Below are 13114 nucleotides of genomic sequence, written 5' to 3' on the forward strand. Positions count from 1 at the left end.
GACAACTGTTCCCGCTCCCGAACGCCCAGCACTTTACGACGAAAATCGATTGAGTAGGCCATTCGTTAAATATGATCAAAATAAATTTGTTTTGCTATATACGACACGCGCAGCTTCCGCTTCAGCGCATAGCAAATCGCATTCTGCGTCACGCCGAGTCGGGCCGCTCGCTCGCGCTGGTAGGCGTCAGGGTAGTCCCGCAGGTCTTGCTCTAGCGCCGCCACGTCCAGCTTGCGTCGCCGAAACCCTGATGGCTTGCGCTCGACCTGCTTCAGCCAGCGCATCACGCTCGCTTTCCCCACCGCAAACCGCTGGGCCACTTGGGTGATCGACAACTGTTCCCGCTCCCGAACGCCCAGCACTTTACGACGAAAATCGATTGAGTAGGCCATTCGTTAAATATGATCAAAATAAATTTGTTTTGCTATATACGGGAGAGCCTTTTTGCTACTGCCGTGAAGGACATCATCGGGGCAACGGTGGAGGTCGTGAAACGCAATGAACTCCATACTTTCTCAGTCTTGCCCAAAAGGTGGGTGGTGGAGCGATCCTTCGGCTGGCTCGAAAAATCCCGCCGCCTCTGGAAAAACTGCGAGCGCAAACTCAACACAAGCCGAAACATGGTCGTTCTCGCCTTCCTCGCACTCTTAATTAGGAGATCGTAAACAGGCTCTCAGCATCCTGGGCCAGAGCAAGCACCCGGAAGAACGGGCGTTCTACCCTGCGGTTGGCGGTGTGCGAGCAGTGGAGCAGCCGCCAATTGGAGCGCCAGTTCAAGGCCACGCTGTTCGAGCGAACGGTATTGAGTCCCGCAAAAGTCTTACCACTGGTGACACAAATCCACCCGGACGCGGCCACCGTGTTCCGGGACAGCTATTTGGTGGAGTTTCTTGAGCTTCCCGATAGCCACGCGGAAGCCGATTTGCATCGCGGCCTGCCGGCGCGGCTCAAGGATTTCCTGATCGAACTGGGCCGGGATTTTTGCTTCGTCGGCAGCGAATATCCCGTGCAGGTGGGCGGGCGTGATTTCGCGCTGGACTTGCTGTTTTTCCATAGTCGCAGCACCTCGCCCGCATTGATCGCCGAGTACCAGACCCAGTTGCCGGACAAGGCGCTGCTGCAAGCCAAGCTGCACGAGTTCTACCTGCAAAACGCGAGCGATGCAGCCGATGGCGACGAATAACGAACTGGCGTGAACGCGCCAAAATCCCCCAAATCCATCCGAGCCTGCCGCAACGCCTGCTCGCACAAGCTCTTGCTCCCGAATCCTGGCTTGCTATCATTGATAGCATCTCGCTCGGAGGATCGCCCATGTCCAGTCTGATCGTTCGCAATGTCGATGACGCCATTGTCAAGGCGCTGAAGTCGCGCGCCGCGCGCCACGGTCGCAGCACCGAGGCCGAGCATCGCGCTGTGCTGGCCGAAGTCTTGCTCCAGCCGCGCCGCCGTTCGCTGGCCGAAGTGCTGGCCGCGATGCCCAACGTCGGCGAAGACGCCGATTTCGCACGCGTGCAGGAGCGCGAGGCGTCGCGTGTATTTGATTGACACCAACGTCATCAGCGAGGCACGCAAAGGCCGCAAGGCGGATGCGGGCGTCGTGGCGTTTTTCAGCCAATGCGTGCAGCAGGATGCGCGCGTCTGGCTGTCGGTGGTGACGCTGGGTGAATTGCGGCGTGGCGTGGATCTCATCCGCCATCGCGGCGACGTTCCGCAGGCCGAATTGCTGGAAGCTTGGCTGACCGAGTTGATGCAGGATTATCGCGATTCCGTCTTGACGTTTGATCTGGATACGGCACAGGTCTGGGGCCGCTTGGGCGTGCCCTGGCCGGAAAACGCGCTGGACAAGCAAGTCGCCGCTACGGCGCTGATCCATGACCTCACGCTGGTGACGCGCAATGTCGATGATTTCGCTGGCACCGGCGTGCGCGTGCTGAATCCATTTTCTCAAACTGCCTGAATCATGCCGCGTCCCAAGAAAAGTCCATCCGGCAAGCGGTTCAAACCCATTGCCAGCACCCAATCGCTGTCCGCCTTCGTCAAGGGCGTGTGCGAGGTGGTACGCTGTCCCAACGCATCGGCGAGTTCCTGAAGGAACTGGAGGTGACCGAAGGACGCTCCACCGGCATCCCGAAAATCCTGAAGGAAATGGCCGCCAACCACTGCGGAAGTCGAACGCCTGCCATGGTTGCCCCAGTGGTCTTTGGTCAGTCCAGCCGCCGTCCGTCCACGAGCAGAGCGCTGACCGTAACTTCATGTCACGTTGAGTTTTTTCGGGCGAGGTGTTTCGCTAGAAAAACTTGACTGCGGCCATTTTTTATTGCGGAATCGAGATAGTGAGAAGAGTGCGATCATGACGGATACGGAATTGGAGCAGGCTTTGTTGACCCTCTTGGCGGATGGCGCGGCGCACACCGAACGGGAACTGGTCGAGCGTTTGTCGGCGGAACCGGCAACGCTGGCGCAAGCGGTACTGGCCTTGCGAGATCTGGGACTGGAGCCACGCGCCTTGCCGGGCGATGGCTACCGCTTGGCGGAACCGCTGGAATTGCTCGACCGCCAGCGGATCGCCGCTGGCTTGAGCGATGAGACCCGGATCCGCTTGAGTCGGCTGGAGGTATATCCGCTGCTGGATTCCACCAACACCTATTTACTGGCCAGGGCTGGTGAGGAATGGCCGGGCGGCGCGGTTTGCCTGGCCGAGCGCCAACAAGGCGGGGCGGGGCCGTCTGGGGCGCTCCTGGGTGTCACCGTTCGGCGCCGGGCTATTCGGTTCGCTGCTGTGGCGGTTCGACGGACAGCCGGCGGGGCTGAGCGGCTTGAGTCTGGCGACTGGCATTGCCGTCGCCCGGAGTCTGCGGGCGTTGGGCGTGACGGAGGTCGGGCTGAAGTGGCCGAACGATGTGCTGTGGCGGGAGCGCAAGCTGGGCGGAATCCTGTTGGAATCCGGCGCCAGCGCGGGAACCCTGCATGTCGTGGCCGGCATCGGCCTGAACGTGGCGCTACCGCGACAGGCGGCGTTGGTCATCGATCAGCCCTGGGTCGATTTGCGGGAGATTCTGGGTAATGGAGAGATGTCCCGCAATCGTTTGGCCGCGCTATTGATTAATGAGTTGGTGGAGATATTTGGCCGGTTCGAGCAAGGTGGTTTCGCCGATCTGGCCCAGGAATGGGCCGGTTTCGACCTGATGGCCGGTCGCCGGGTGCGACTGCGCCTGCCGAACGCCGCCGTGACCGGCATCGTCCGTGGCGTGGATGCCAGCGGCGCGCTGTTGTTGGAAAGCGCGGACGGCCGAGTGAACACCTATCTGGGTGGAGAGATCGGTTTGAGGCTTGAACCGTGATGCTACTGGCGGATGTCGGTAACAGCCGGATCAAGTGGGCAACCTGTGAAGGGGGTGAGTTCCCGCAGCGTGGCCAGGCCAGTCGCGGCGAAGAGACCTGGGCCGGGCTCGCGGCCCGACTGTGGGCGGATTTGCCGCAACCGACGCGGGTAGTGATCGTCAGCGTGGCCGGACCCGAGGCCCGCGCCGGTCTGGCGGAATGGATCGATCAACACTGGGGGATTGCGACGGAGTTCGTGGTCTCGACGGCGGCGGCCTGCGGCATTCGCAATTCCTACGCCGAGCCGGAACGAATGGGCGCGGATCGCTGGGTGGCGATGATCGCCGCGCGGGTGCTGACCGATCGACCCTGTTACGTGGTGGATTGCGGCACGGCGGTTACCATCGATGCCCTGGCGGCGGATGGACGGCATCTGGGCGGAGTCATTATTCCGGGAATGCGCTTGATGCGCGAAGCGCTGTATCGGGAAACCCGGCAGATTCCCCCGGAGGTGGGGGAGGCGCGGTTGTTCGGCCAGAGTACCCGCGACTGTGTGTGGGGCGGAGCGGTGTACGCGGTCGCCTCGGCGATAGACGGCATCACCGGGCGGATGATCGCCGATCACGGCTCCGGTTTGCGCCTGCTGACCGGCGGCGACGCGGAAATTGTGCTGCCTCACCTACAAGGCGAGTACCGGTGGGAACCGGATTTGATTTTCACCGGCTTACGGGTGATCGCCGCTCGGGATCAAGCGAAATAGGCGCTTTGCGCCCGCGGTAGCTACCCTGACGACGGGCGGGCTACCGCCACGTCACAACTTCATCCAGCCACCGACGTGGACTGGGTTCCGGCAATTCCGCCGGATAGCCCAGACTCAGCAGGGCAAGCGGGGTCAGCCCCGCTTCCAGTTGCAGGATCTCGCGGACGCGCTCTTCCTCGAAATCGCCGATCCAGATGGAACCCATGCCAGCGGCGACGATGGCTAGTTGCGCGTAGGCGGCGGCGATGGTGGTGTCCTGCAGGGCGTACAGTTTGGCGCCGCGCTCGCCAAAGGCGGTGGCCGAGCGGGTCGGGTCGGCGCAGAACACCAGACAGACCGGCGCTTCGGTGATGTAGGATTGCCCACGGGAGGCTTGGGCCAGCGCTTCCCGTTCGGCCGGGTCGCTCGTCACCACGATGCGGTAAGACTGCAAATCGCCGGCCGATGGGGCAGCGCAGGCCATTTCCAGAATGGCATGCAGTTTTTCGGTTTCGACCGGCATGTCCGGCTGGTACTTGCGCACGGAATGGCGGTGGCGGACGGTTTCGAAGAAATCCCACATGGCGCGACCCTCTCGGCAATCGAGCAGACCTCGTTCGGAGGCGTTGAAAACTCCCTTTCCCTCGTGGATCAGCGACGAGGATGAGGGGAAAAACGGACCGTTAGCCGGTGCCTTTAAGCAGTGCGTTCAACTTCGGTAGTTCTGGCGATTGCGGGTAGTTGCGCTCCAGCACCCGCAGACTGTCGTTGGCGAGTTGCGGCATACCCATCTTGATGTAAGCCTGGGTCATGATGCTGAGCGCATCCTCGGCGGCTGGAGTGCGCGAATAGGTTTTCAATACATAAGTGGCGCGGTTGAGGGCGGCAACATAGGCGCCTCGCCGCATGTAGAAATCGGCCACGTTGACTTCGTAAGCCGCCAGGCTGTTGTGCAGGAACAGCATGCGCTGCCGGGCATCCTCGGCATACTTGCTATCGGGGAACTTGCGGGCCAGTTCGGCGAAATCGCTGTAAGCCTGGCGGGCGGTGTTGGTGTCGGTTTTGTCGCGATCGGTGGGCGCGAGCCTTTCCAGCAGGCTATTGCTGCGGTTGAAGTTCGCCAGACCCTTCATGTAATAGGCGTAATCCACGTAGGGATGCCGCGGGTTGGCCTTGATGAAGCGGTCGGCGGCGGCGATGGCGGCGTCCGGCTCGTTGTCCTTGTATTGGCAGTAAATGGTGTCGATCTGGGCTTGCTGGGCATAGCGGCCGAACGGATAGCGGGCCTGGATCTTGTCCAGATACTCGATGGCGGTCTTGTAGTTGCCCGAACTCATGGAGTCCTTGGCTTCGCTATAGAGCTGTTGGACCGACCAGCCCTGGGTTTCGTCGATCTTTTCCGGCAGCAGCGAGCAGCCGACCAACAGCGCGGCCACGAGCGGACCGGCAAGAAGCAGTTTTGATATGCGGCGCATGGATGATGGCATGAGGCGGCGATTGTCGGGAGTAGAATGCATGATCGAAACCAGTATAACCCTCGAACCGCCAAAAGCCATCATGCCTCCGACCGAACGAATCGATTGCTGGATTCCCCCCGCCTGTGCCGGAATGCGGTTGGATCAGGCATTGGCGGCGTTGCTGCCGACCTATTCGCGCAGTCGCTTGCAACAGTGGCTCAAGGACGGCCAATTGCGCGTGGACGGCGTCGTTCGCCGGCCGCGCGACCCGGTCGCCGGCGGGGAAACCGTGAGCGGCGATCTGGAGTTCGAGATCGAAACCACGGCTCTGCCCCAGGCGATTCCGCTGGTCGTATTGTACGAAGATGACGATCTGTTGGTGATCGACAAACCGGCTGGATTGGTGGCGCATCCGGCCGCCGGCAATCGCGATGGCACGCTGGTCAATGCCTTGCTGTATCGCGCACCGGAACTGGCGGCCCTGCCGCGCGCCGGTTTGGTGCATCGCTTGGATAAGGATACCAGTGGCCTGCTGGTGGTGGCGCGCAGCCCACGAGCGTACACCGCGCTGGTCGCGCAGATGCAGGCGCGAGCCATCGCGCGGGAGTATCTGGCGGTGGTCAACGGCGTGCCGGTGGCGGGTGGAACGGTGGACGCGCCGGTCGGTCGCCACCCGGTGGACCGCCAGCGCATGGCGGTGACGGCGGGCGGCAAGCCAGCGGTAACGCATTATCGAGTGCGGCGCCGCTTCCGCGCCCACGCGCTGTTGCGGGTCAAATTGGAAACCGGTCGTACTCACCAGATCCGGGTCCACATGGCCCATATCCGCTTTCCGCTGCTGGGCGATCCGGTGTACGGCGGTCGGCCGCGCATTCCGCCGAATGCCGCGTCGGCCTGCATCGCGGCGATCCAAGGCTTCCGCCGGCAGGCCCTGCACGCCGAACGATTGGCGTTCCTCCATCCGATCACCGGCGAAGGGTTGGAATGGCGAGCGGAGATTCCCGCCGATCTGGCGGATTTACTAACGGCGCTCGGCGAAGACGCGGATCATCGACATGAATGAACTCCTCTCTGAATATCTGCTGGTGCCCGAGTGGCCCGCGCCGGCCACGGTGCGAGCGGTGAGCACGACCCGCCGTGGCGGAGATGGCTTGCCGCCCTACGACGGCTTCAACTTGGCCGGGCACGTCGGCGACGATCCGGTCCGCGTCGCCGGGAATCGGCGGCAACTGGCGGCGGTACTGGGATTGTCCACTGAACCGGCCTGGTTGGAGCAGGTCCACGGAATTCATGCGGTTGCGGCGGAAACGGTAAGCGCGCCGGTTGTCGCCGACGCGGCCTGGACGCGCGAGCCGGGTCGGCCCTGCGTGGTGATGACCGCTGATTGCCTGCCGGTGTTGCTGTGCGACCGCGCCGGGACGGTGGTCGCGGCGGCCCACGCCGGTTGGCGCGGTTTGGCCGCTGGAGTGATCGCGGCGACCGTGGCGCGCTTGGAGGTGCCACCGGTGGAGCTGCTGGCCTGGTTGGGGCCGGCGATCGGTCCCGACGCCTTCGAAGTAGGGGAGGAAGTACGCGCGGCCTTCCTGGCGCTGGACGCGGGCAACGCCGCCTGTTTCCGACCCTCGCCGGCCGGGCGCTGGCTGGCGGATCTCTACGAACTGGCACGGCGGCAGTTGCGTGGCTTGGGCGTCTCGGCGGTTTACGGTGGAGAATTTTGCACGTTCAGCGAGCCGGAACGGTTTTTCTCCTACCGCCGAGAGAATCGCACCGGGCGAATGGCGAGTTTGATTTGGTTGGATTATGGCTGATGGAAATTCCATGTGGCGAGGAAATACTTTTAGAGAATCATGGGGATGTGATATTAGGATAAGCAATACTCACGAGCGGAGTTTGGCATGACACCGATTGAGGAAGCCTTGGCTAAATCTCGTGGCGCGCGGTTTTGGAAATGCGCGTTGCAGGTTAATACGGGTGCTTACCTAGCTAAGTGGCGAGGGCAACACCAAACGGATTTACCCGCGTTCAACCAAAACATGTTGGAAGCATGCCGCAACCACGGCATTGAGGTCGTGGGATTGGCGGATCATGATGGTTTCGAGCTTTACGACGATTTGGCCGCCACGCTAACAGCAGCCGGTATCAAAGTGTTTCCCGGCTTCGAGATAACCAGTCTCGAAGGTTTTCACATGGTTTGTTTATATGCGCTGGGAACGTCATCGCAGCGCCTGCGGGAGTTCCGAGGCGCGTTGGGTGTTCATCTCGATGACCCGATCAAGCCAGCGGACAAGGGCTCTCTGGATATCGCACGCACAGTCTTGGAGAAGCAAGGCGGTGTCTGGTATGCACCGCACATGACCCAGGAGAACGGTATCCTTCAGTTAAAGCGACACGATGCGTGGCGTGAGAGTCGCTGGGTATTGGCTGGTCATATTCCAGGTTCGGTGGAGGATCTACCGTCGAATTACAGACAGATTGTGCAAAACAAAAAATCCTGACTATGCTCGAGAGCGAGATATCGCCTGCCTCCATGCGGCGGATGTGAATTGCGATGAGGATTTAGCCAAGCCTGCCGCTTCGTGTTTCATCAAAATGACCGAGCCAAGTATCGAGGCGCTGATCCAAGCATTTCTCGATCCCGAGTCACGAATTCGCCTTGCGGAACCGAAGTCTTCTTACGCGGAAATTGAAGCGATCGCTATTGATAATGGTTATTTCGATGGCCTGCGTCTACATTTGTCCAACAACCTGAATGCGATCATTGGGGGGAGAGGTACAGGCAAATCCACCCTGATTGAATGCATTCGTTATGCGCTCGAATTACAGCCAATCGGCGAGGATGCACGGAAAGCTCACACCGCACTGGTGAGAAACGCCCTCGAAAACGGTGGTATGGTATATTTACGAGTGCGTTCCGCTGCTCAGCTTGGCCGATGTTTCACAATTAGTCGCCGCTATGGCGAACCTGCTGAGGTTCGGGACGAATACAGCCAGTTATCCAGACTCTCGCCATCCACACTGCTACCCGCCATCGCCATTTATGGTCAAAAACGAGATTCTGGAAATTGCCAAGTCGCCAACCATGGTTTTCGATTTGGTGCGCGGATTATTGTTAGAAACCCGATTGGATTTGACTCGGCAGCAGGAATTAGCGAAAAAGCTTGCCGAAAATCGCTTAAAGATCGTCAAGACGAGGAATGAGTTGGATAACTTGGAATCGCGATTGAATCAACTGTCGGTACTCGAAGAGCGATCCGAATACTTTCAAACGCTTCATCTTGAGGAGAAACTGGGAGAGCTACGCCTCGTCCAGCGGGAACGCCAAGTACTTGAACGAACTAAAGCGGATGCTGAGAACGTTGCTGCCGCTCTTGCAGCCTTGCAAGAGGCGCTGTCTGAAGATCTAGCCTACTTGGCGGATACGGCAGTGGCCGAACTGCCGCACGCTAACCTGTGGACTAGGCTGCGAGAGAAAATTGAGGAAGGCAATGCTGATTTGAAGATACTGTGTCAGAAAATTGCGATGCGTGTGGAACAATTGCTATCGACGATCCAGTATGTTGAATCTGAATGGAATACCGGAAGGCATGCCATCGAAGGGCGCGTGTATCAAGTGGTGGCGAGCCTTCCCGGTTTGGCTGGAAAGAGTGGCGAAGAGATCGGGAGAGAATACGGTCGAGTTATCCAGCAGGTCGAAGCCTTGCGACCGCTGGCGGCGAAAAAAAGAGACGCAACGACGCTTGTTCGCGGCGCTGGAAGAGGAACGTCGCAATCTGCTGTCCGAATGGCGTGCCATGCAGCATGAAATATTTGATCGTCTGAACAGGGCAGCCAAGGATCTGAACAAAAAAGCACTGACGGATAAACTCAGGATTGCGGTCAAGGAATGGGGAAATAGAGACCCACTAAAAGATTTTTTGCTGACTATCGAAGGGGTTGGCGAGGCCAAGGTTCGTTGGTTGATGAGGTGCCCACTCTGTCGATCGCGGCCCTGTTGGATGCAATTGATAAGGGTGTAATGGCGCTATTGGAACAGTATAAGGAAATAGGGCTTTCTCGTGTGACTGCGGAGCGAATGTCCTCACTGCCTCTCGAAAAGCGTCTTGCCCTGGAAGAAATCATGCTTGAGCCTAGTGTGGAACTGCTGCTCAATGTGGCAGGAGAGGGTACGGATTTTAAGTCGGTGAATGATCTTTCCACTGGACAGAAATGTACTGCCATTTTGCATCTACTGTTATTGGAGAGTCATGAACCGCTCATCGCCGACCAACCAGAGGATCATCTGGACAATGCATTTATTGCCGACCATATCGTGCAGGAATTGCGTGCTACCAAACAATGTCGGCAGTTTCTGTTAGCTACCCATAATGCTAATATTCCCGTTTTTGGCGATGCGGAGTGGATCGCTCCACTCTACGAACAAGTGCATCACAGTGGGGTTGATGAGTTGGCCATGGGGTCCATCGATCTTGACTCCGTCAAGATACGGGTGAGTCAAATCCTCGAAGGTGGGCGGGATGCCTTCGAAATGCGTCGCGCCAAGTATGGATATTGATCATGCTTAAGACGGAGTTACTGGAGTTGATTGGCGCGGGTGAGAACTCAGGCATTGAGTTCAAGCGCGATGACCTCCGACCGGAACAACTAGCCAAGGAACTTGTAGCCTTTGCCAACGTCCGTGGTGGGCGGTTGCTGATTGGCGTGGAGGATGATGGTTCGATCACCGGGATTGGTCGTCACAATCTGGAATTGTGGATCATGGACACTGTGTTTGGGCGCTACATTCATCCAGCCATCATTCCTTATTACGAAGAAGTGGTGCTGGATGACGGTAAGCGAGTAGCGATTGTTACCGTGGAGCAGGGCGTTGCGAAACCCTATGTGGTTCGCGCCAATGATCGTGAGGATATTTATCTGCGCGTGGGTAGCCAAAGCCGATTGGCGACTCGTGAACAACAAGCTCGCCTGTTCCAAGAAAGCCGAATGCTGCATACCGAGGTATTACCGGTTTCGGGCTCGGCATTGGATTCGTTGGATAAACACCGACTTGCCGATTACATTGGTCGTCTGTTACAGGATGCGCCGCCTAGCGCTCATGAGGAATGGGAAAGGCGTTTGTGCGCTCTGGGATTCCTGACCGAAACCGAGCATGGGGTGATGGCCACGGTGGCGGGACTCTTGCTGTTTGGACGTGCGCCAAGACGACTATTGCGTCAGGCTGGATTGCGTTTGATGGTTTTTGACACCCAGGACCGGAGTTATGAGGCAATCTTGGATGAGGTATTGAATGGCCCTCTTACCGAGTTGAGAGAACCGTTAAGCCGTGGAGAGAGCGAAATCGGCTGGTCTACTGAACAGGAAAAAACCGAGATGGGTCTGCTGGAGCGCGCGGTCAACTTACTGAAGCCGTTCATATCGCAAGAGCATGGACCCAGCGCGGAGATGTTGACTCGGGAGAAGATATGGTTTTATCCACCCGAGGTGTTACGAGAAGCGTTGCTCAACGCATTTGCTCACCGCGACTGGACGCGGGCTGGTGACGTGGAATTGTGTGTTTATCAGGATCGAGTTGAAGTGACCAGTCCTGGCTCGTTGCCGAATACCATGACCGTGGAGAAAATGAAAGCGGGCCAGCGGTCACCCCGAAATCCTCTGCTCGTGGACGTGCTGCGGGATTACGGTTATGTAGATGCCCGTGGCATGGGCGTTCGACGCAAGATTATTCCCGGCATGAAAGCTATTGGCGCGCGGGAACCGGAAATTCTGGCCGATGAGGATCGCGTCCAGATCGTTCTGTACCGACCACCCGCTTTGCCTCTTCCCGCCAAGTGAACTCCGTGCCGAGCAAGTCGACTCCGCTCCTGCCAAGACCCGCAGCGGATGATCGACGAGATTCGCGTTTTGCCTGGATAAACTGATTCTCCAAGTTACGAAGATTTCACCCATGACCAATACTTCCCAAACACCGGGTTTTTCCACCCGCGCCGTTCACGCCGGCCAGTCGCCGGATCCGACCACCGGCGCGGTGGTGACGCCGATTTACGCCACTTCGACTTACGTGCAATCCAGCCCCGGCGTGCACCAGGGTTTCGAGTATTCGCGCAGCCAGAATCCCACCCGCTTTGCCTACGAGCGCTGCGTGGCCGATCTGGAAGGCGGCGATGCTGGCTTTGCCTTCGCCTCGGGTCTGGCCGCGACTTCGACAGTGCTGGAACTGCTGGACAGCGGCGATCATGTGGTGGCGCTGGACGACATCTACGGTGGTACCCGGCGGCTGTTCGAGCAGGTGCGACGGCGTAGCGCCGGGCTGAGCTTCACCTACTCCGACCTACGCGACCGGGCGGCGCTGGAAGCGGCGCTGACACCGAAAACGCGGATGATCTGGGTGGAGACGCCCAGCAATCCGCTGCTGAAACTGGTGGACCTGGAGATGATCGCCGCCGTGGCCCGCCCGCGCGGCATTCTGGCGGTGGCCGACAACACCTTCGCCACGCCCTGGGCGCAACGACCGCTGGAATCCGGTTTCGATATCGTCGTCCATTCGGCGACCAAGTATCTGAACGGTCATTCCGACGTCATCGGTGGGGTGGCGGTGTGCCAAGGGAAGGAACTGGCTGAACGGTTGGGTTATCTGCAAAACGCCATCGGCGCGGTCACCAGCCCGTTCGACAGCTTCATGGTCCTACGCGGCCTGAAAACCCTGGCGCTGCGCATGGAACGGCACAGTGCCAACGCCCTGCACATCGCCGCCTGGCTGGAGCGGCATCCGAAGATCGAACGAGTGATCTATCCCGGCTTGCCCAGCCATCCCCAGCACGAGCTGGCGCGGCGGCAGATGCGCGGTTTCGGCGGCATGATCGGCGCGGTGGTGCGCGGCGGTCTGGCCGAGGTCACGCGGTTTTTGACCCGTTGCCAGGTGTTCGTTTTGGCCGAAAGTCTGGGCGGAGTGGAAAGCCTGATCGAGCACCCGGCGATCATGACCCATGCCTCGGTGCCGCCGGAGGTACGCCGGGATCTGGGCATCGACGACGGACTGGTGCGACTGTCGGTGGGGATCGAGGATGTCGAGGATCTGGTCGCCGATCTGGCGCAGGCGCTGGAGTGACCGCGCCGAGCGTGTTCAATCCGCCGCCAGCACGGTGCAGACCACCGTTCGGGTCGAGCGGGGACCATCGAACTCGCAAAAGAAAATCCCCTGCCAAGTGGATAGCCCCAGTTTGCCGTCGATGATCGGGATGGTCTCGGACGGACCGACCAGACCCGCCTTGAGATGGGCATCGCCGTTGCCGTCCTGCTGGTCGTGCAGCCAGACGCCCGGCGGAATCAGCTTGCGCAGCAGATTGACCACGTCGGTCGGCACGCTCGCGTCCCAGTTTTCCTGAATCATGATGGCGGCGGTCGCGCCCTGGGCGTAGACGTTGACCAGCCCGTTGGCGACCCCGCTATCGCGTGCGGCGGCGCGAACTTGTTCGGTGATGTCGAGCAGTTCCTGAGCTTGGCGGGTACTGAAGCGGAGCAGGTGATGCATGGATTAAAAACCTCGCCGGGGTAGTAGGTACTTGCGGAGCTGGGGTGAAAGCGGTGATCGCGCCGCAGGATA

General features: G+C 59.6%; 17 protein-coding genes and 2 pseudogenes. 14 read left to right on the top strand and 5 right to left on the bottom strand.

Going from position 1 to position 13114, the window contains the following annotated elements; genetic code table 11:
* Nucleotides 1-65: 65 nt before the first annotated feature.
* Nucleotides 66-392 carry an IS630 transposase-related protein gene (locus E4P82_RS12270; protein ID WP_169249163.1) on the bottom strand — a complete coding sequence of 109 codons (327 nt, stop codon included), beginning with the start codon at nucleotides 390-392 and terminating at the stop codon, nucleotides 66-68.
* Nucleotides 393-443: 51 nt separating this feature from the next.
* Here E4P82_RS12270 and E4P82_RS12275 point away from each other — a divergent pair.
* The 4 genes and pseudogenes from E4P82_RS12275 to E4P82_RS12290 form a co-directional block, all read left to right on the top strand.
* A pseudogene (locus tag E4P82_RS12275) lies at nucleotides 444-665 on the top strand (transposase); the annotation flags it as partial.
* A gap of 7 nt (nucleotides 666-672) precedes the next feature.
* A pseudogene (locus E4P82_RS12280) lies at nucleotides 673-1183 on the top strand (PDDEXK nuclease domain-containing protein); the annotation flags it as partial.
* A 128-nt stretch (nucleotides 1184-1311) separates the two neighbouring features.
* The gene (locus E4P82_RS12285; protein WP_169249164.1) at nucleotides 1312-1545 is read left to right on the top strand and encodes a FitA-like ribbon-helix-helix domain-containing protein; all 234 of its coding nucleotides are present in this window, start codon (nucleotides 1312-1314) and stop codon (nucleotides 1543-1545) included.
* Complete coding sequence (locus tag E4P82_RS12290; protein WP_169249165.1) at nucleotides 1532-1957, top strand: type II toxin-antitoxin system VapC family toxin; 426 nt, start codon at nucleotides 1532-1534, stop codon at nucleotides 1955-1957. Before E4P82_RS12285 ends, E4P82_RS12290 begins: the two co-directional genes overlap by 14 nt.
* On the opposite strand, the gene E4P82_RS12295 is transcribed toward E4P82_RS12290, so the two are convergent.
* Complete coding sequence (locus E4P82_RS12295) at nucleotides 1945-2160, bottom strand: hypothetical protein (protein ID WP_169249166.1); 216 nt, start codon at nucleotides 2158-2160, stop codon at nucleotides 1945-1947. The two genes, E4P82_RS12290 and E4P82_RS12295, sit on opposite strands and share 13 nt — an antisense overlap.
* Nucleotides 2161-2663: 503 nt before the next feature.
* On the opposite strand from E4P82_RS12295, the gene E4P82_RS12300 reads away from it, so the two are divergent.
* On the top strand, nucleotides 2664-3341 hold the full coding sequence (locus E4P82_RS12300) for a biotin--[acetyl-CoA-carboxylase] ligase (RefSeq protein ID WP_169249167.1): 678 nt from the start codon (nucleotides 2664-2666) through the stop codon (nucleotides 3339-3341).
* The gene (locus E4P82_RS12305) at nucleotides 3341-4081 is read left to right on the top strand and encodes a type III pantothenate kinase (protein ID WP_246327560.1); all 741 of its coding nucleotides are present in this window, start codon (nucleotides 3341-3343) and stop codon (nucleotides 4079-4081) included. Before E4P82_RS12300 ends, E4P82_RS12305 begins: the two co-directional genes overlap by 1 nt.
* 40 nt (nucleotides 4082-4121) lie before the next feature.
* Here the strand turns inward: E4P82_RS12305 and E4P82_RS12310 are convergent, their stop codons facing one another.
* A complete protein-coding gene (locus tag E4P82_RS12310; RefSeq protein ID WP_169249169.1) occupies nucleotides 4122-4643 on the bottom strand; it encodes a nitroreductase family protein in 522 nt (173 codons plus the stop codon).
* 100 nt (nucleotides 4644-4743) lie between these two features.
* Complete coding sequence (locus E4P82_RS12315; protein WP_169249170.1) at nucleotides 4744-5535, bottom strand: outer membrane protein assembly factor BamD; 792 nt, start codon at nucleotides 5533-5535, stop codon at nucleotides 4744-4746.
* An 82-nt stretch (nucleotides 5536-5617) separates the two neighbouring features.
* Here E4P82_RS12315 and rluD point away from each other — a divergent pair, with 82 nt between their 5' ends.
* From rluD to E4P82_RS12355, 8 genes are all read left to right on the top strand, one after another.
* Nucleotides 5618-6580 carry a 23S rRNA pseudouridine(1911/1915/1917) synthase RluD gene (gene rluD, locus E4P82_RS12320; RefSeq protein WP_169249187.1) on the top strand — a complete coding sequence of 321 codons (963 nt, stop codon included), beginning with the start codon at nucleotides 5618-5620 and terminating at the stop codon, nucleotides 6578-6580.
* Entirely contained in the window at nucleotides 6573-7325 is a 753-nt protein-coding gene (pgeF, locus tag E4P82_RS12325) for a peptidoglycan editing factor PgeF (RefSeq protein ID WP_169249171.1), read from the top strand. The genes rluD and pgeF overlap by 8 nt, the downstream gene beginning before the upstream one ends.
* Nucleotides 7326-7412: 87 nt before the next feature.
* Nucleotides 7413-8012, top strand: a complete 600-nt coding sequence (locus tag E4P82_RS12330; protein WP_169249172.1) for a PHP domain-containing protein — start codon at nucleotides 7413-7415, stop codon at nucleotides 8010-8012.
* A complete protein-coding gene (locus E4P82_RS12335; RefSeq protein ID WP_169249173.1) occupies nucleotides 7990-8715 on the top strand; it encodes an ATP-binding protein in 726 nt (241 codons plus the stop codon). The genes E4P82_RS12330 and E4P82_RS12335 overlap by 23 nt, the downstream gene beginning before the upstream one ends.
* A gap of 1 nt (nucleotide 8716) precedes the next feature.
* Complete coding sequence (locus E4P82_RS12340) at nucleotides 8717-9319, top strand: hypothetical protein (protein ID WP_169249174.1); 603 nt, start codon at nucleotides 8717-8719, stop codon at nucleotides 9317-9319.
* Nucleotides 9320-9469: 150 nt separating this feature from the next.
* Nucleotides 9470-10069: a hypothetical protein gene (locus E4P82_RS12345; protein WP_169249175.1), complete on the top strand. Its 600-nt coding sequence runs from the start codon at nucleotides 9470-9472 to the stop codon at nucleotides 10067-10069.
* A 2-nt stretch (nucleotides 10070-10071) separates the two neighbouring features.
* The gene (locus E4P82_RS12350) at nucleotides 10072-11346 is read left to right on the top strand and encodes an RNA-binding domain-containing protein (protein ID WP_169249176.1); all 1275 of its coding nucleotides are present in this window, start codon (nucleotides 10072-10074) and stop codon (nucleotides 11344-11346) included.
* Nucleotides 11347-11458: 112 nt separating this feature from the next.
* Nucleotides 11459-12619: a cystathionine gamma-synthase gene (locus E4P82_RS12355; protein ID WP_169249177.1), complete on the top strand. Its 1161-nt coding sequence runs from the start codon at nucleotides 11459-11461 to the stop codon at nucleotides 12617-12619.
* A 15-nt stretch (nucleotides 12620-12634) separates the two neighbouring features.
* On the opposite strand, the gene E4P82_RS12360 is transcribed toward E4P82_RS12355, so the two are convergent.
* Nucleotides 12635-13042: a secondary thiamine-phosphate synthase enzyme YjbQ gene (locus tag E4P82_RS12360; RefSeq protein WP_169249178.1), complete on the bottom strand. Its 408-nt coding sequence runs from the start codon at nucleotides 13040-13042 to the stop codon at nucleotides 12635-12637.
* Between the last annotated feature and the right edge of the window lie 72 nt (nucleotides 13043-13114).

Origin of the sequence: Candidatus Competibacter phosphatis (assembly GCF_012939995.1) — a bacterium.
In the GTDB taxonomy this organism is placed as follows: domain Bacteria; phylum Pseudomonadota; class Gammaproteobacteria; order Competibacterales; family Competibacteraceae; genus Competibacter; species Competibacter phosphatis.

Excerpts from the sequence above, each read along its gene's own strand:
- E4P82_RS12270 (WP_169249163.1), bottom strand. The coding sequence starts at position 392 with ATGGCCTACTCAATCGATTTTCGTCGTAAAGTGCTGGGCGTTCGGGAG.
- E4P82_RS12285 (WP_169249164.1), top strand. The coding sequence starts at position 1,312 with ATGTCCAGTCTGATCGTTCGCAATGTCGATGACGCCATTGTCAAGGCG.
- E4P82_RS12305 (WP_246327560.1), top strand. The coding sequence starts at position 3,341 with ATGCTACTGGCGGATGTCGGTAACAGCCGGATCAAGTGGGCAACCTGT.
- E4P82_RS12310 (WP_169249169.1), bottom strand. The coding sequence starts at position 4,643 with ATGTGGGATTTCTTCGAAACCGTCCGCCACCGCCATTCCGTGCGCAAG.
- E4P82_RS12315 (WP_169249170.1), bottom strand. The coding sequence starts at position 5,535 with ATGCGCCGCATATCAAAACTGCTTCTTGCCGGTCCGCTCGTGGCCGCG.
- rluD (WP_169249187.1), top strand. The coding sequence starts at position 5,618 with ATGCCTCCGACCGAACGAATCGATTGCTGGATTCCCCCCGCCTGTGCC.
- pgeF (WP_169249171.1), top strand. The coding sequence starts at position 6,573 with ATGAATGAACTCCTCTCTGAATATCTGCTGGTGCCCGAGTGGCCCGCG.
- E4P82_RS12330 (WP_169249172.1), top strand. The coding sequence starts at position 7,413 with ATGACACCGATTGAGGAAGCCTTGGCTAAATCTCGTGGCGCGCGGTTT.
- E4P82_RS12350 (WP_169249176.1), top strand. The coding sequence starts at position 10,072 with ATGCTTAAGACGGAGTTACTGGAGTTGATTGGCGCGGGTGAGAACTCA.
- E4P82_RS12355 (WP_169249177.1), top strand. The coding sequence starts at position 11,459 with ATGACCAATACTTCCCAAACACCGGGTTTTTCCACCCGCGCCGTTCAC.
- E4P82_RS12360 (WP_169249178.1), bottom strand. The coding sequence starts at position 13,042 with ATGCATCACCTGCTCCGCTTCAGTACCCGCCAAGCTCAGGAACTGCTC.